The sequence below is a fragment of the Pseudoflavonifractor intestinihominis genome (genome assembly GCF_040096055.1).
Classification (GTDB): domain Bacteria; phylum Bacillota; class Clostridia; order Oscillospirales; family Oscillospiraceae; genus Pseudoflavonifractor; species Pseudoflavonifractor intestinihominis.
Genome location: NZ_JBBMFK010000002.1, coordinates 99,524 through 114,900 on the forward strand (window position 1 = coordinate 99,524; position 15,377 = coordinate 114,900).

General features: G+C 62.0%; 17 protein-coding genes. 9 read left to right on the plus strand and 8 right to left on the minus strand.

Going from position 1 to position 15,377, the window contains the following annotated elements; genetic code table 11:
* Positions 1-51: 51 nt before the first annotated feature.
* On the minus strand, positions 52-711 hold the full coding sequence (locus WMO64_RS01810) for a cobalamin-dependent protein (RefSeq protein WP_294519904.1): 660 nt from the start codon (positions 709-711) through the stop codon (positions 52-54).
* 275 nt (positions 712-986) lie between these two features.
* On the opposite strand from WMO64_RS01810, the gene WMO64_RS01815 reads away from it, so the two are divergent.
* The 5 genes from WMO64_RS01815 to sigG all read left to right on the plus strand — a co-directional run bounded on the left by WMO64_RS01815 (position 987) and on the right by sigG (position 6,683).
* The gene (locus WMO64_RS01815; RefSeq protein ID WP_349230815.1) at positions 987-2,264 is read left to right on the plus strand and encodes a helix-turn-helix domain-containing protein; all 1,278 of its coding nucleotides are present in this window, start codon (positions 987-989) and stop codon (positions 2,262-2,264) included.
* A 57-nt stretch (positions 2,265-2,321) separates the two neighbouring features.
* Complete coding sequence (locus WMO64_RS01820) at positions 2,322-2,978, plus strand: hypothetical protein (RefSeq protein WP_349230816.1); 657 nt, start codon at positions 2,322-2,324, stop codon at positions 2,976-2,978.
* A 43-nt stretch (positions 2,979-3,021) separates the two neighbouring features.
* A complete protein-coding gene (locus tag WMO64_RS01825; RefSeq protein WP_349230817.1) occupies positions 3,022-4,758 on the plus strand; it encodes an ASKHA domain-containing protein in 1,737 nt (578 codons plus the stop codon).
* A 21-nt stretch (positions 4,759-4,779) separates the two neighbouring features.
* Positions 4,780-5,706: a CobW family GTP-binding protein gene (locus WMO64_RS01830; RefSeq protein ID WP_349230818.1), complete on the plus strand. Its 927-nt coding sequence runs from the start codon at positions 4,780-4,782 to the stop codon at positions 5,704-5,706.
* Between the two features lie 206 nt (positions 5,707-5,912).
* Positions 5,913-6,683, plus strand: coding sequence for an RNA polymerase sporulation sigma factor SigG (sigG, locus tag WMO64_RS01835; protein WP_294519919.1), 771 nt, complete (start codon positions 5,913-5,915; stop codon positions 6,681-6,683).
* A 44-nt stretch (positions 6,684-6,727) separates the two neighbouring features.
* Here sigG and WMO64_RS01840 read toward each other — a convergent pair whose 3' ends face one another.
* Entirely contained in the window at positions 6,728-7,513 is a 786-nt protein-coding gene (locus WMO64_RS01840; RefSeq protein WP_294519923.1) for a type III pantothenate kinase, read from the minus strand.
* 4 nt (positions 7,514-7,517) lie between these two features.
* Positions 7,518-7,991 (minus strand): metallophosphoesterase family protein, encoded by a 474-nt coding sequence (locus tag WMO64_RS01845; protein WP_294519926.1) that lies wholly within the window; start codon positions 7,989-7,991, stop codon positions 7,518-7,520.
* Between the two features lie 86 nt (positions 7,992-8,077).
* Between WMO64_RS01845 and WMO64_RS01850 the strand changes: the two genes are divergently transcribed.
* From WMO64_RS01850 to WMO64_RS01860, 3 genes are read left to right on the plus strand one after another with little or no spacing between them, the layout of a single operon-like run.
* On the plus strand, positions 8,078-8,359 hold the full coding sequence (locus WMO64_RS01850) for a hypothetical protein (RefSeq protein WP_294519928.1): 282 nt from the start codon (positions 8,078-8,080) through the stop codon (positions 8,357-8,359).
* Between the two features lie 42 nt (positions 8,360-8,401).
* A complete protein-coding gene (locus tag WMO64_RS01855; RefSeq protein WP_349230819.1) occupies positions 8,402-8,899 on the plus strand; it encodes a hypothetical protein in 498 nt (165 codons plus the stop codon).
* On the plus strand, positions 8,892-9,194 hold the full coding sequence (locus tag WMO64_RS01860; protein WP_294519934.1) for a hypothetical protein: 303 nt from the start codon (positions 8,892-8,894) through the stop codon (positions 9,192-9,194). The genes WMO64_RS01855 and WMO64_RS01860 overlap by 8 nt, the downstream gene beginning before the upstream one ends.
* A 3-nt stretch (positions 9,195-9,197) precedes the next feature.
* On the opposite strand, the gene WMO64_RS01865 is transcribed toward WMO64_RS01860, so the two are convergent.
* Genes WMO64_RS01865 through trpS form a run of 4 tightly spaced genes read right to left on the minus strand, consistent with a single transcriptional unit; the run spans position 9,198 to position 13,314 of the window.
* On the minus strand, positions 9,198-9,974 hold the full coding sequence (locus WMO64_RS01865; RefSeq protein ID WP_349230820.1) for a hypothetical protein: 777 nt from the start codon (positions 9,972-9,974) through the stop codon (positions 9,198-9,200).
* A 36-nt stretch (positions 9,975-10,010) separates the two neighbouring features.
* Positions 10,011-11,168, minus strand: coding sequence for a non-hydrolyzing UDP-N-acetylglucosamine 2-epimerase (wecB, locus tag WMO64_RS01870; RefSeq protein ID WP_349230821.1), 1,158 nt, complete (start codon positions 11,166-11,168; stop codon positions 10,011-10,013).
* Entirely contained in the window at positions 11,165-12,277 is a 1,113-nt protein-coding gene (locus WMO64_RS01875; protein WP_294519943.1) for an MraY family glycosyltransferase, read from the minus strand. Before WMO64_RS01875 ends, wecB begins: the two co-directional genes overlap by 4 nt.
* A gap of 35 nt (positions 12,278-12,312) precedes the next feature.
* Positions 12,313-13,314 (minus strand): tryptophan--tRNA ligase, encoded by a 1,002-nt coding sequence (gene trpS, locus WMO64_RS01880; protein ID WP_294519948.1) that lies wholly within the window; start codon positions 13,312-13,314, stop codon positions 12,313-12,315.
* A 192-nt stretch (positions 13,315-13,506) separates the two neighbouring features.
* On the opposite strand from trpS, the gene gltX reads away from it, so the two are divergent.
* Complete coding sequence (gltX, locus tag WMO64_RS01885; protein WP_349230822.1) at positions 13,507-14,991, plus strand: glutamate--tRNA ligase; 1,485 nt, start codon at positions 13,507-13,509, stop codon at positions 14,989-14,991.
* Between the two features lie 83 nt (positions 14,992-15,074).
* Here gltX and WMO64_RS01890 read toward each other — a convergent pair whose 3' ends face one another.
* Positions 15,075-15,236: a hypothetical protein gene (locus WMO64_RS01890; protein ID WP_294519954.1), complete on the minus strand. Its 162-nt coding sequence runs from the start codon at positions 15,234-15,236 to the stop codon at positions 15,075-15,077.
* Between the last annotated feature and the right edge of the window lie 141 nt (positions 15,237-15,377).

Genomic DNA, 15,377 nt, shown 5'->3' on the forward strand with positions numbered 1-15,377 from the left:
TGGTTGCTTCCTTCGTATGTCCTCGTCCTAACTAACATGTACAGGTGCGCGTCAGTCCTGCGGCTTCTTCCGCCGCTCTGTGCTGATCTCGGTGGCCAGCCGTGCCGTGTCCATCATGGTGGCGGAGAACTCCACCCCCAACTCCCGGGCAAAACTGGGCGTAATCGGGCCGCCGCCCACAATGATGTGGACGGGATAGCCGAAGTCCTCCTGCCGGATCTGTTTCACCGTCTCCTTCATGCTGGCCATGGATGTGGTCAGCATGGCGGACATGGCCACGATCCGGGCGTTGTCCGCCCGCAGCTGAGCAATGAACCGCTCGGCGCTGACGTTGGAACCCAGATCCGTCACATCGAATCCGGCGCTCTGGAGCATGATGCCCACTAAGCTCTTTCCGATGGTGTGGATGTCCCCACGGACGGTTCCCACAACCACCTTTTCCCGGTGGACTGTGCCATCGGTCTGTTCCAGCAGCAGCGGCCGGATGATGGCCACCGCCTTCTGCATGGCTCTGGCAGAGAGCAGAATCTGCGGGATGAACCGCTCTTCCCTGCTCAGCATGACGCCCAGACGATCCATGGCCGGAATCATCCCTTTTTCCAGAATGTCCACCGGACGGCAGCCCTTTGCAAGCAGCTCTCTGCACTGTGCTACGGTCTTTTCTTCATCCCCGTCGATGATGCTCTGAAAAATTGTGTTAAACCGATTCATTCTGCTGTTCCTTTCCGCTCCACGCCTGTAGTATAATCGAAATCGGTCCTCAATTTCTAAGAAAAATACCATTTCTTTTTGTCTTATTCCGGCGTATTTGCTAAGTATTTTTCCTGTTGTACAAGTTGTTTATTGCTTTTCGTCTAAAAAAGGGGTATAGTGTTTTAAAAATTACAAATTGGTAATCCCCATTTTACCAATTTGCCTCTCACCCCGCAACTTCACCACCCTTCCCCAGTGGAAAACCATATCCAAACAGAACAGGAGGAAGCCAGTTGCCTGCCATCGATCATAAGCGCCTGCATGAGTATCTGGACGCCTTCAGCGTAAGTACCGGCGTACCAGTGACCCTTTTTGACCCTGACGGCGCCGTTCTGGAGGAATTTCAGGCGGACAAAAAATTCTGCCAGTTCTTCCCTGTCTACCGCCAGCCTGACAGCGTGTGCAGCAGCACGCTTCTCTTTTCTGCCAAATCCTCCTCCCATCTGGGCGAACCCTACATATTCTCCTGCCCCTCCGGCCTGATCCATATCGCGGTGCCTGTCATCGTATCGGAAAAATTCTGCGGCTGCGCCGTGGCAGGCCCCCTCTCCATGGGGCCTGTCTCCGCTGAATTTCTCACCCAGGCCTTTGAGCTCAACCAGGTCTCTCCGGAGCTCCTGGCAAAAATTTCTCTTTTCATTTCCTCCATGCAGGTATATACTCCAGAACAAATACAGAAGTTCTCCCTGCTTCTGTACAGCGCCGTGGTGCACAGCCACAAGAACTGGGACGATTACGAACAGGTCAGGCTCCGCTACCAGCGCCAGCTCACCGTGGGAGACCACATCCAGAAGCGCAAGCAGAGCAAGCCTCAGAACACCTCCGCCGCTCTGTCCGCCCCCACCTGCTCGGATCTGGAGGACCGCCTTTCCAAGGAGATCCAGGCCCGCAACCGGGAGGCCGCCCTCACCTGCCTGGACGACCTCTTCGAAGAGCTGGTCCTGGTGGAGGGCGGAAACTTCGACAGCATCAAGCTGCACTTCTTTGAGCTCTATATCTCCCTGGCCCGGATGTCCACCGAGCGGGGCGCCTCCCTGCGGAAGATCTTCGGACTGGATTTCAAATTCATCAACTCCCTCAATGAGCTCAACACCCTGGACAGCCTGGCCCAGTGGAGCCGGGATCTGGTGGTCCACTTTGTGGACGACGTCTTTGCCGACCTGCCCCAGGTGTCCTCCGCCACCACCAGGGCTGTGACCTACATCAACGCCCACTATATGGAAAAGATGACCCTGCGGGACCTGGCCGCCGCGCTCTTCCTCAACGAGTCCTCCCTGTCCAAGCTGTTCCGGCAGGAATTGAGCTCCAGCTTTACTGACTATCTCAACCGCATCCGCATCGAACACAGCACCGAGCTGATGCGCAACACCGACAGAAGCCTGCTGGAGATCTCCGGCCTGGTGGGCTTTGATGACCAGAGCTATTTTACAAAAATCTTCAAAAAAGTAACTGGGACAACCCCGCGCCAGTACAAAAGTCAGTTGAACAGCGAAAAACACACCTCTGGCTGATCCTTCGGTACGCTCCACAAGCACACCAATTCGGACACGAGGAAAGGATGACCTTTCATGGTTTACTTCGCTGATATTACGCCCAAATATGACCGGGAGCGGATTTTCCGCAGGCTTCATGTCGAGCCGGATACCAACGCCTACCGGTATGCCCAGTCCGTCTTTCCCTCCCTGGAGGAGATCGCTCAGCAGCAGCTGTGTATGACCCACTGCTACTCTGTCGAGGAGGATGCGCCGCCCCTGGGCGTGCCCGAAGTGGACCGGTGCAAATACCGCATCACCTGCCTGTCCACCTGCTCGGAGGGCATCACCAAGGCCATTGCCAAGCTGCTGGATCAGGGCGATTTTCTGGAGGGCTACATCCTCAACGATCTGGTCAATGAGATGCTCTTCAACGCCTCTGACCAGATGAACCGCCAAATCTCCGCCGCTATGGCGGAAAAAGGCTGCCATCTCACCCGCCGCCTCTCCCCCGGTGAACAGGAGCTGGGGCTGGAATATCAGTCCGTCCTCCTCTCCGCCTTCCGCGATATCCCCGCCGTGTCCCACGTACGACTGACGGAGAGCTACATGCTCTACCCTGAGAAGTCCATGCTCTATCTCTTCGGGGCCGACCCCAGCAACCCGGAGATCTCTGTGGAACACGACTGCGGTAAGTGTCCCAATACCTCCTGCTTCTTCCGCTCCACGGAAGGGCCCGCTGCCTGTCTCTGATTCCGCCCACAGATCAAGACAATCAAACTGGAGGTTTTGACTCATGTACTCTATCAAACTGCCCAACCAGAACACCGCCTTTGAGACGCCGGGCGGCGTGACCATCTCCCAGGCCTGTGCCGCCGCCGGTTTCCCCATGGATCTGGTCTGCGGCGGCCGGGGCACCTGCGGCAAGTGCGCCGTCCAGATCGAGCGGAACGGCGTCAGCGAGACTGTCCTCGCCTGCCGGACATTGGTGGACTGCGACATGACCGTCCACCTGGAAGAGCACCAGCTCACCCGGGACGCGTCCATCGTGACCGAGGGCCGCTCCGCCCACCGCGCCAGGCTCTCTCCCGCCCTCTCCAAGCGCTGCATGACCAAGGCCCAGCTGCTGCCTCCCCACTGCGGCGCCTACATGGAGCCCGCTTCTCCCAGCCTTCTGCGCACCTTTTCCAAGCTGATGGCCGATCCCGCGGTGGATCAGGTCACCTTTGTGTCCTACCGCGGGAAGCCTCTGGCGGTGGAACCGGGCGACACCACTTCCCTGCTCTACGGCGGCGCCATCGACATCGGCACCACCTCTGTGGTGCTCTACGCCTACGACCTGAACACCGGCGCGCTGCTCCACACGGTGTCCGCACTGAACGGACAGATCGTCAGGGGCGCCGACGTCATCACCCGTATCCTCCACACCCGCCAGAGCGAGGACGGCCTGGATGAGCTGACCGGTCACATCCGGGACACCATCCACGGGCTGCTGGACCAGACAGAGCAGAAGATCCCCGGTTTCCGCAGCCACCTCTACCATCTGGTCCTCTGCGGCAACAGCACCATGCAGCACCTCTTCCTGGGTCTTGACCCCTATGGCCTCTCCCAGGACCCCTTTGTCAACATCACCGCCGGCCCCGTCCGCTGTTCCGGCGCCGAGGCGGGGATCGACATGCCCGCAGGCGGCGTGGTGGAATTTCTCCCCCTGCTGGGCGGCTTCGTGGGCGCCGACACCGCTGCCGTGCTCCTCACCCTTCCCACCGACAGAGGCCCCTGCCTGATGGTGGACCTGGGCACCAACGGCGAGATCGCCGTGGGCAGCGGCGCGGGCTATAAAGTGGCCTCCACCGCCTGCGGTCCCGCCCTGGAGGGCGGCAACATCGCCTGCGGCATGCGGGGTATGGAGGGCGCCATCGAGCGGGTCTCCCTCCAGGACGGCAAGCTCACCTATCAGGTCATCGGCGGCGTGGAGCCCCTGGGTCTGTGCGGCTCCGCTATCATCGACGCGGTGGCCGAGCTGCGCCGGGCCGGCATCATCGACGAGACCGGCCGCCTTCTGCCCGCCGACGAGTTTCTGGCCTCCCACCCCGGCAGCCCCCTGGCCAAGTATCTGGGCGAGGCCGGGGAGTTCAACACCGCCTTCTACTTCGCCCGGGGCGAGCGTCCCGTCTATCTCTCCCAGCATGACGTGCGGCAGATCCAGCTGGCCAAGAGCTCCATCTTCTCCGGCTGCATGACCCTCCTGGAGGAGTCTGGCCTCTCCCCCGACCAGCTGGACGCCCTCTACCTGGCGGGCGCCTTCGGCAACTACATCGACATCGACCGGGCCCTTCAGATCGGCCTGCTCCCCCCTGTCCCCCGGGACCGGATCTTCTCCATCGGAAACGGCGCGGGCCAGGGCGTGCAGCTTTGCCTGCTGGACCAGGGGGAGATGGACCGCTGCGAGGCCCTCCCCGCCTCCATCGAGCACGTGGAGCTGGCCACCAACCCCAAATTCATGGAGACCTACATCATGAACATGAACTTTTAACGGTTTCGGAGGTTGACAGATATGAGCAAGCTCGTCCTTCTCACCGGCTTTCTGGGAGCCGGCAAGACCACCTTTCTCAACCATGTGCTCCAGGAGTTCTCCCAGGACAAAGTGGGACTGATCGTCAACGAATTCAGCGGCAACGGCGTGGACGGCGCCCTCATCCGCCACGATATCCCCGGCGCCAAAATGATCGAACTCAACAACGGCTCCATCTTCTGCGCCTGCATCAAGGACTCCTTTGTGGACTCCCTCATCGACCTGGCCGGCCGGAATCTGGACTACGTCTTTGTGGAGGCCTCCGGCCTGGCCGACCCCTCCAGCATCTCCTCCATCCTGGACCAGATCGCCACCCTCTCTGGCGCGGTCTACGACTACTGCGGCGCCATCTGTCTGGTGGACGCCCTCTACTTTCCAAAATATCTCAAGCTGCTCCTGGCCCTCCGCCGCCAGGTGGAGTACAGCCGGGCGGTGATTCTCAACAAGGCGGACCTGGTGACGGAGGAGCAGCTCTCCAAGGTGGAGCAGTCCATCCGGGAGATCAACCCCAAGGCCGCCCTCTACCGCACCACCTACGCCAACGTCTCCCTGCGGGAGATTCTCTCCGAAGGTCCCCAGGAGGAGGCTGCGCCCCAGGAGAGCTCCAACACCGAGAGCAGCCGCCCCGTCACCATCACCCTCTCCACCCAGGAGGCCATTCCCCCCCAGGCCCTCCGGCAGTTCCTGGACGAGATCGCCCCCTCCACCTACCGGGTCAAGGGCTTCTGCCGCACCACCGAGGGCACCAAGAACGTCAGCATGGTGGGCACTGTCTGCCAGATCGAGGACTGGGGCGACGCGCTGGGCGAAACCCAGCTGGTCATCATCTCCAGCGTGGGCGTGCGCATCTTCTCGGTCACCCTGGCCGCCGCAGGGCGCTATTTCAAGTCCCCCGTCAACCTGCTGTAATTTATCCCTTCACAAAGATACGCCTCCTGGTACAGGGCCCGCTCTGTACCAGGAGGCGTTTTGCTGCGTCATCATCCGGTCCCCTTCCGTTTGCCAAAAGCAAGGGAAAACCGTCCCACGATAAAAAATATACCCCCCTGAGCGCCCGTATGATTCCACCGGGCCGGGAGATACTGTAATCAGCGCATTCACAGGGGGGTATCGGCTTGCAGGGAAAGGTGGAAATCTGCGGAGTAAACACATCCAAACTCAAGGTGCTGAAAAACGAGGAGACCGTGGCGCTGCTCAAGCGCACCAAGGAGGGGGACATGGCCGCCCGGGAAGAGCTGATTGCCGGCAATCTCCGGCTGGTGCTGTCCGTCATCCAGAAGTTCAGCAACCGGGGCGAAAACGTGGACGACCTCTTCCAGGTGGGCTGCATCGGCCTCATCAAGGCCATCGACAACTTCAACACCGACCTGGACGTCCGCTTCTCCACCTACGGAGTCCCTATGATCGTGGGCGAGATCCGCCGCTACCTGCGGGACAACAGCTCCATGCGGGTCTCCCGCTCCATGCGGGACACCGCCTACAAGGTCCTCCAGGCCAAGGAGAAATTCATGGCCGAGCACCAGCGGGAGCCCACCATGGAGGAGATCGCCAAAATGCTGGACCTGAAGCGGGAGGATGTGGTCTTCGCCATGGACGCCATCATGGACCCGGTGTCCCTCTACGAGCCGGTCTACTCCGACGGCGGCGACGCCATCTGCGTCATGGACCAGGTGAAGGACAGCAAGAACACCGACGAGAGCTGGCTGGAGCAGATCGCCCTGAAGGAGGCCATCTCCCACCTCTCCGACCGGGAACGGCACATCCTCAGCCTCCGCTTTTTTGAGGGCAAGACCCAGATGGAGGTGTCGGCGGAGATCGGCATCTCCCAGGCCCAGGTGTCCAGGCTGGAGAAAAACGCCATCTGGAAAATCAGGAAAAGCCTCTGAACAGACACGGAGGGGAGCACGCGCTCCCCTCCGTGTTGCTTTCGTTATTTCTGCGCCTCCCGGTAACGCCGGTAGATGAGCCGCAGGCCGTCCAGGATCAGGTCCTTGTCCACCAGGTCGATCATATCCGTGTTGTCCGCCACCATCCGGGACAGGCCGCCGGTGGCCACCACCTTGATCTCCTCCTCCGGGTACCCCATCTCCTGCTTGGTGCGGCGGATCAGGTACTCCATGGCGCCGATGTAACCCATCACCGCCCCCGCCTGGATCTGGCTGACAGCTGTACAGCCTAAAACCTTGTCAGGCATTGCCAGCTCTACATTAGGAAGCCTGGCGGTCTTCTGGAACAGGGCCTCGGTGGAGATGCGCACACCGGCGGTGATGCAGCCCCCCAGGTAGGCCCCCTCCCGGCTGACCGCGTCCACCGTGGTGGCGGTGCCGAAGTCCAGCACCACCAGGGGCGCGCCGTACTTCTCCAGCGCGGCCACACAGGCCACGGAGCGGTCCGGGCCCAGCCGCTCATCTCCACCCACAGCATAGGGCAGGCCGGGGTCCACCCCGTCGTCGATGATCAGGGGCCTGCGGTTGAAATACTTGATGATGGCACTGGTCAGGCTATACATCACGGGCGGTACCACCGAGGCGATCATCACGTCCTCCACCTTGCCGGTATCCAGCCCGAACTTCTCAAAATACTGGGTCGCCAACAGTCCAATCTCATCCGAGGTCCGGTTCACGTCGGTCTTCAGGCGGAAGCTGCCCGCCAGCCGGTCCCCCTCATAAATGCCGAACACCATGTTGGTATTCCCCACATCAATGACAAGCAGCATAGCTTTACCCCCTTGGAATTTCAAGGATTTCGCAGATCGTGCGCTCCCCTTCCAGACGGATGACGCCGCAGGTGGGCACCAGCCCGCCCCGGATGGTGCCCGGGTTCATGATCCACAGGCCGTCCTGCTGCTGGCAGAAGGCCTCATGGGTGTGGCCGAAGAGGAGGATGTCCACCTGGGCCTCCCGGGCCGCCTTGACCGCCAGCCCCATCCCCAGCTTCACATGGTAGGTGTGGCCGTGGGTCATGAGGATACGGCGGCCCTCAAAAAACAGGATCTTCTGCGCCGGCACGTCTGTGGCGTAGTCGCAGTTGCCGGGCACCAGCTCCAGCGGGATATTCCGGTAGGCCATGGACAGCTCCACCGCGTCCCGCATCACATCCCCCAGATGGAGGATCTGATCCGGCCGTTCCTGCTCCACCGCCTTGCGCATATGTTCCACGTTTCCGTGGGAATCAGAAAAAACCAGCAGCTTCATCAATGCACCATCTCCCCTGTCGGGCATAGAATGAGAGTGAAGTTCAATGGACTGCATACATACAATGTTTATTGGAGGGATACGCCATGGCAGCACCCAAATCCAACCTGGATGACCTGATGAAATCCCCGGAGACCGCCTCTCTGCTCAGGAACAAGGAGGCGCTGGCCCGCATCATGCGCTCTCCGGACACCAAGGCCCTCATGGAAATGCTCAACCGCCAGGCGGGCAGCGGCCTCAAAAGCGCCGCGGACGCCGCCATGAAGGGAGACGCCAAGGCCCTCACCGGCATTGTGGAGCGCCTGATGCAGAGCAAGGAGGGCGCTGACGTGGTGGGGCGCATCAGCGGGTCCCTTCCGAAAAAATAATCCGAACAGCCGCCGGATTTCCCGGGGAACGGAGGGTGGACCATGGCCGATCTGGAGGAAAAACTGAATGCGATTTTGGGCAATCAAGAGGCCATGGGTCAGATCATGTCCATTGCCCGGTCCCTGTCGGACGCCGGGGATACCGCCGGTTCCGAGGCGCAGAGCGGCGACCGCGAAGACCGGGAGACGGAACATGATTCCCCCGTCGGATCGGGTGAAAAAAGCGGCGGTCAGCCGGATTCGGACGCTGTGGCCGCCCTTCTCGCCGGCCTGACAGGCCAGGCCTCAGATAGCGGGGACAATCCCCTCTCGCTCCTGGGCAGTCTGGACCCGAAGGTGATCCAGATCGCCCTCCAGCTCTTCTCCGCATACAGCGCCGAAGACGACCGGCGCACCGCTCTGCTCAGCGCCCTGAAGCCCTTCCTGAAGGAGGAACGCCAGGCCAAAATGGAGAAGGCCATCCAGATCGCCAAGCTCTCCCGGGTCATCCGGGTCGCCTTCCAGGTCTTCAAGAAGGAGGGGGGCGAAGCGGATGTATAACCGGTACATCCCAGGCGCCGGCGGCTACACACGGATCACGGAAGAGGACGCGCCCCCGGTCCGCCATGCTGAGCCGCCGGGCCCTCTGGCGTCCGCTCCTCCTGGAGATCCTCATCCGCCCGAGGCTGAAAAGGGCGCGGGGGCACTCGCCAGTCTGCTCAAGAGCCTCAAGCTGGACCAGCTGGACAGCGGAGACGTGCTCCTTCTGCTCATCCTCCTCTTCCTCTTCATGGAGGGGGACGATGTGGAGCTGATGATCACCCTGGGCCTGCTGCTGCTGTTGGGGCTGGACTGAGCCCTACCCCTCCACGGTGTGGAGCACGCTGCCGTCAGGGAGGGCAAAGGCCGTGCCCGACGGCGCGGGCATCTCCACCGGCTCCGAGGACATGCGCATCACCAGCTCGTCGCCGCACCAGGTCTCCGCGCCCACCAGCAGGCCGTTGGACACGGACACCCAGTAGCGCTCCCGGTTGCCCAGCTCGTTTTCCGCCGTCTCTACATAGACGCAGGACTCGCCGCTGCGCTTCTCATACCCTGTGGAGGTAATCGACTTTACACTCAGCGCCAACACGTCCTCATAGGTGGGAATCCGCTGGGCCATGTTGATGTCCCGCTCTCCCTGGTTCCACTGGGTCCAGGTGCCGTCGCCGCCGTACCAGCGGTAGACAGTCCCGTCTCCCGCAATGGTGTGCTCCACGGTCCCGCTGGGCCAGGCGGACTCCACCTGGGTCCAGCCGGCATCCTGCCAGACCCGGTTGACCGTGGCCCCCATGGTCCCGTTCCCCAGGGATGTCTCCACGGTAATGGTCCTGAAATAGCTCTCAGGCTGGAGGGGCACCATGGTGCGGATCACATTCTGCACTGTCTCCGGCGTCACTTCCACCCGGACGTACCGGTCTGTGTCCGCGGGCTGGCCGCCCTGGCTGTCCTCGTCCTCCGCTGGATCGGTGACCACGGGAAGGGTGATCTCAGGGGCGTCCGGGGTGAACAGATTGAGGCCAAAGCTGGAAAACACCGCCGCCACGATCACAATGGCGATGAGCACCACAAAAATGGTCCGGTTTCTCCCTTCCACGCCCCCACCTCCTTACCGGGTCTGCTGTCTTCTCTCTTACCGGCCCAGGGTGTTGAACTCCTCCGGAGGCTGCGCCCGCAGGCCGAATTTCCACTCAATGGCGTCGGCGATCCGGCGGCAGGCCTGGCCGTCGCCGTAGGGGTTGACCGCATGGGCCATCTCACCGTAGGCCGCGGCATCGGTCAGCAGGGTGTGGGCCATCTGGTACACATCCTCCTCCTCCGTACCCGCGATCTTTACAGTGCCCGCCTCCACGGCCTCGGGCCGCTCGGTCTCCCGGCGCAGGACAAGCACCGGGCGGCCCAGAGCGGGCGCCTCCTCCTGCAGTCCGCCGGAGTCGGTCATGACCAGATAGCACCGGGCCATCAGGTTGTGCATCTCCTCCACATCCAGGGGATCGATCAGGTGAATCCTGGGGTGGCCGGACAGGTACTTGGCCGCCGCCTCCCGCACCACGGGGGACAGGTGCACCGGGTACACCAACTCCACGTCCTGGTGGGCGTCCGCCACACGGCGCAGAGCGGTCATGATGTTGGTCATGGGCTGGCCGTAGTTCTCCCGGCGGTGGCAGGTGACCAGGATGATCTTCTTGTGCTCATAGTCCAGGTGGTTGAGCAGATCAGTTGCAAAGTGATAATCCTTTACAACCGTTGTCTGGAGGGCGTCAATGACGGTATTGCCGGTGATGAACACCCCGTTTTTGATCCCCTCACCGGCCAGGTTGGCCCGGTTGGCGGGCGTGGGGCAGAAGTGGAGGTCGGCAATGTCCCCCACCAGGGTGCGGTTCATCTCCTCCGGGTAGGGGGAGTACTTGTCCCAGGTACGGAGACCGGCCTCCACGTGTCCCACCATGATCTGGTGGTAAAAGGCGGCCAGGGCGCCGGCAAAGGTGGTGGAGGTGTCTCCGTGGACCAGCACAAGGTCGGGCTTGGCGGTCTGGAACACCCCCTCCAGCCCCAGGAGGCACTTGGTGGTGATGGTGGACAGGGTCTGACGGGGCTCCATGATGTTCAGGTCATAGTCCGGCTTCAGACGGAAAATCTCCAGCACCGAGTCCAGCATCTGCCGGTGCTGGGCGGTGACACAGCACAGGGACTCGATCCCCTCCCGGCGGCTGAGCTCCTGCACCAGGGGGGCCATCTTGATGGCCTCGGGCCGGGTGCCGAAAATGGTCATGACACGGATGGGCTTCATTTCTTCTCCTCCTCCCCGGTACCGGCCTCAGACTCCGCCGGATTCTGGGGCGGGTTGGTCCGGTTCTTCTTGTTGTTGTGAAGGAAAATCTGTCCGGCCACCGCTCCGGCGGCGCACAGTGCCATCAGCAGCAGCATGGCCTTGACAGGGCCCTCGGTGGTCAGCACCACGGCGGACAGGCCCAGGATGGCGCTGATAATGTAGAGCACGGCCACCGCCTGCTTCTGGGAGAAGCCCATGTCGATGAGCCGGTGGTGCACATGGCTCCGGTCGGCGTGCATGGGGCTCTGGCCGTGGGCGATGCGGCGGATAAAGGCAAAGCAGGTGTCAAAGATGGGCAGGCCCAGCATGAGGAAGGGCACCACAAAGGAGATGATGGTGTACAGCTTGAAGAGGCCCTGCACCGAGATCACCGCCAGCACAAAGCCCAGGAACGTGGAGCCCGTGTCGCCCATGAAGATCTTGGCGGGGTTCAGGTTGTAGGGCAGGAAGCCCAGGCAGCCGCCGCACAGGGCCGCCACCATCAGGGCGATGGGGATCTCCCCCACCGACATGGCGATGACCAGCAGCGTCATGGAGCTGATGGTGGACACGCCGCAGGCCAGGCCGTCCAGGCCGTCGATCAGGTTGACGGCGTTGGTGATGGCCACGATCCAGATGACAGTGACAGGATAGGCCAGCCAGCCCAGATCCCAGTACAGGTTGGCGGAGAACACGTTGGGATTGGAGATCGTGTCGATTATATTGCCCGACATGACCGCCACCAGGGCGGCGATGATCTGGATCACAAATTTGAAGGACGCCTTCAGCGCGTAGATATCGTCAAAGATACCCAGCACCACGATGATCACGGCGCCTAGGAGCATGCCCCGGATCTGGGGCGTCATCTCCACGAAAAACAGCGTGCTGACGATAAAGCCGAAAAAGATGGCCAGGCCGCCCATGCGGGGAATGGGGTGATCGTGCATCCGGCGGCTGTCCTTGGGCACGTCCATGGCGCCCACTTTCTGGGCCAGGGACTTGACCACTGGGGTCAGAATGAGCGCCACGATCAGCGCCACGCCCAGGGCCGCCGCCACCATGCCGATCTCACGAAGTTCTACATTCATGGTACTTCTCCTTTAGACGGAATCCCCTGCTGCGCTCAGCGCTGCAGGAAGCCCACCTTTTTATAGACCTTGCGCAGGGTCTTCTCCGCCACATAGGAGGCCTTCTCCGCACCGGCGCGGTACACGCTCTCCAGGTACGCCTTATCGGAGAGCAGCCGGTGGGTCTCCTCCTGGATGGGACGGAGCATCTCCACCACGGCCTCGCCCACCACGGGCTTGAAGGCGCCATACCCCTTGCCCTCGAACTCGGCCTCGATCTCTTCAAAGGTCTTGCCGGTGACGGCGGAGTAGATGTTCATCAGGTTGGACACGCCGGGCTTGTTCTCCCGGTCATACCGGATGCAGTGCTCGGTGTCGCTGTCGGTGATGGCCCGCTTGAACTTGCGCATGATGTCCTCAGGCTTCTCCATGAGGAACACGCAGCCCTCGGGGATGGACTTGCTCATCTTGGTGTCGGGCTGGTTCAGGCTCATGATCCGGGCGCCCATCTTGGGGATATAGGGCTCGGGCATCTTGAGCACGTCGCCGTAGATGTGGTTGAACCGCTGGGCAATGTTGCGGGTCAGCTCCACATGCTGCTTCTGGTCCTCGCCCACCGGCACATAGTCGGGCTGGTAGAGCAGGATGTCCGCCGCCATCAGGCAGGGGTAGGTGAACAGGCCGGCGTTGATGTTGTCGGCGTGCTTGGCGGACTTGTCCTTGAACTGGGTCATGCGGGAGAGCTCGCCGAACATGGTGTAGCAGGACAGCACCCAGGACAGCTCCGCGTGCTGGTGGATGTGGGACTGGACGAACAGGGTGTTCCGCTCCGGGTCCAGGCCGCAGGCGATGTACTGGGCCAGCTGCTCCAGGGTCCGGCGGCGCAGGTCGGCAGGGGTCTGGCGGACGGTGATGGTGTGCATGTCCGCCATAAAATAGTAGCAGTCAAACTCGTCCGCCCGGGCGCCCCAGTTCTTGATGGCGCCAAGGTAGTTGCCCAGATGCAGGTCGCCGCTGGGCTGGATGCCGGAGAGCATTACTTTCTTTGTCGTTTCCATTTCTGTTTTACACCTCGACTGTGCCTCCGAAGGCGATTTCCTTCTTTCGGGGCGCATATTTACATACCAGTTTATCATACCACACGGCGTACCGCTTGACAAGTTATACCCTTACCTTTAGAATGGTAAAGATCAGAAGAACTTCCGCCTGTCGGCGTGATTCTCACAATTATTACCACTGGAGGCATGACCATGGATATGAAATGGTTTGACGACATGGAGGCCCGCATCCCCAAGGGCAAGGTCCGTACCCGCTTCGCCCCCTCCCCCACCGGCTATATGCACATCGGCAATCTGCGCACCGCACTCTACACCTGGCTCATCGCCCGCCATCAGGGCGGCACCTTTATCCTCCGCATCGAGGACACCGACCAGGAGCGCCTGGTGGAGGGCGCCACCGAGGTGATCTACAAGACCCTCCGGGAGTGCGGCCTGACCTGGGACGAGGGCCCCGATATCGGCGGCCCCGTGGCTCCCTATGTCCAGACCGAGCGCCGGGACACCTACGGCAAGTACGCCGAGCTGCTGGTGGAGCGGGGCCACGCCTACTACTGCTTCTGCGAGAAGACTGAGAGCGAGGAGGACAGTGGCAACTTTGACCGCGCCGCCGACCCCTGCCGCTCCCTGAGCCTGGAGGAGGCCAGGGCCCGGATCGCCGCCGGCGCGTCCTACGTGATCCGCCAGAAGATCCCCGCCGGCGGCACCACCACCTTCTCCGACGCCGTGTTCGGCGACATCACCGTGGACAACGACACCCTGGACGACCAGGTGCTCATCAAGTCCGACGGCCTGCCCACCTACAACTTCGCCAACGTCATCGACGACCACCTGATGGGCATCACCCACGTGGTCCGGGGCAGCGAGTACCTCTCCTCCGCCCCCAAGTACAACCTGCTCTATCAGGCCTTCGGCTGGGAGGTGCCCACCTATATCCACTGCTCCCCCGTCATGCGGGACGCCCACAACAAGATGAGCAAGCGCCACGGCGACCCCTCCTACCAGGACCTGATCGCCCAGGGCTTCCTGTCCCAGGCCGTGGTCAACTACGTCACCCTGCTGGGCTGGTCCCCCCGGGGCGAGTACAGCGAGCAGGAGTTCTTCTCCCTGGAGGAGCTCTCTCAGGTGTTCGACATCGGCGGCATCTCCAAGTCCCCCGCCATCTTCGACATCGAGAAGCTGCGCTACTTTAACGCCAAGTACCTGCGCGAGCTCTCCCCCGAGGACTTCTATGCCCTGGCCGAGCCCTATCTCCGGGAGGCCGTCAAGACCCCCGGCATCGACCTGAAGCTCATCGCCCCCCTGGTCCAGCCCCGGTGCGACACCCTGCTGGACATCGCCCCCCAGGTGGACTTCTTCGACGTCCTGCCCGAGTACTCCAACGAGCTCTACTGCCACAAGAAGATGAAGACCAACGAGGAAAACTCCCTGGAGGCCCTCAAGCAGGTGCTCCCCGTGCTGGAGGGCCTGAGCGACTGGACCTACGACGCCATCCATGACGCCCTCATCGGCCTGGCGGAAAAGCTAGAGCTGAAGAACGGCCGGATCATGTGGCCGGTGCGCACCGCCCTGTCCGGCAAGGCCGTCACCCCCGGCGGCGCGGTGGAGCTGTGCCACATCCTGGGCCGGGACGAGGCCCTCGCCCGCATCCGCAAGGGCATCGCCCAGCTGGGCGGCTGAGTCCCCCTTCTTCCCCCGCTCTCATGACAGAGGGCCGGGCGCTACCGCGCCCGGCCCTCTGTTCTTATGTTCAGCCTGCTCTCTCAGCAGCCGCAGTTATTGCCGCAGCCGTTGTTGTTGCAGCCGCAACCGCAGCCGCCCCAGTTCCCGCCGCCGCAGCAGCAGCACAGGATGATGATGAGGATGATGATCCACAGGCAGCCGCAGCCGCCACCCCAGCCGGAACCGTTATTGCAGCACCCCATAATGAAGTACCTCCTGAAATGAAATGGAGACCGGCTGCCGGAGCCTGCCCTGGCGGCTTCTCCTGCGCGGCCTCACTTCATACTATGCCCCGCCCTCCGATTGGTGCGGCATCCCGCCCGCCCCACACAGGCAAAGAGAAA

Bases quoted from the DNA above. Each gene is read 5' to 3' on its own strand.
- WMO64_RS01850 (WP_294519928.1), top strand. From the start codon at position 8,078: ATGGCAGCACCCAAATCCAACCTGGATGACCTGATGAAATCCCCGGAG.
- WMO64_RS01855 (WP_349230819.1), top strand. From the start codon at position 8,402: ATGGCCGATCTGGAGGAAAAACTGAATGCGATTTTGGGCAATCAAGAG.
- WMO64_RS01890 (WP_294519954.1), bottom strand. From the start codon at position 15,236: ATGGGGTGCTGCAATAACGGTTCCGGCTGGGGTGGCGGCTGCGGCTGC.
- gltX (WP_349230822.1), top strand. From the start codon at position 13,507: ATGGATATGAAATGGTTTGACGACATGGAGGCCCGCATCCCCAAGGGC.
- wecB (WP_349230821.1), bottom strand. From the start codon at position 11,168: ATGAAGCCCATCCGTGTCATGACCATTTTCGGCACCCGGCCCGAGGCC.
- trpS (WP_294519948.1), bottom strand. From the start codon at position 13,314: ATGGAAACGACAAAGAAAGTAATGCTCTCCGGCATCCAGCCCAGCGGC.
- WMO64_RS01830 (WP_349230818.1), top strand. From the start codon at position 4,780: ATGAGCAAGCTCGTCCTTCTCACCGGCTTTCTGGGAGCCGGCAAGACC.
- WMO64_RS01820 (WP_349230816.1), top strand. From the start codon at position 2,322: ATGGTTTACTTCGCTGATATTACGCCCAAATATGACCGGGAGCGGATT.
- WMO64_RS01810 (WP_294519904.1), bottom strand. From the start codon at position 711: ATGAATCGGTTTAACACAATTTTTCAGAGCATCATCGACGGGGATGAA.
- WMO64_RS01860 (WP_294519934.1), top strand. From the start codon at position 8,892: ATGTATAACCGGTACATCCCAGGCGCCGGCGGCTACACACGGATCACG.
- WMO64_RS01875 (WP_294519943.1), bottom strand. From the start codon at position 12,277: ATGAATGTAGAACTTCGTGAGATCGGCATGGTGGCGGCGGCCCTGGGC.
- WMO64_RS01840 (WP_294519923.1), bottom strand. From the start codon at position 7,513: ATGCTGCTTGTCATTGATGTGGGGAATACCAACATGGTGTTCGGCATT.
- WMO64_RS01845 (WP_294519926.1), bottom strand. From the start codon at position 7,991: ATGAAGCTGCTGGTTTTTTCTGATTCCCACGGAAACGTGGAACATATG.
- WMO64_RS01825 (WP_349230817.1), top strand. From the start codon at position 3,022: ATGTACTCTATCAAACTGCCCAACCAGAACACCGCCTTTGAGACGCCG.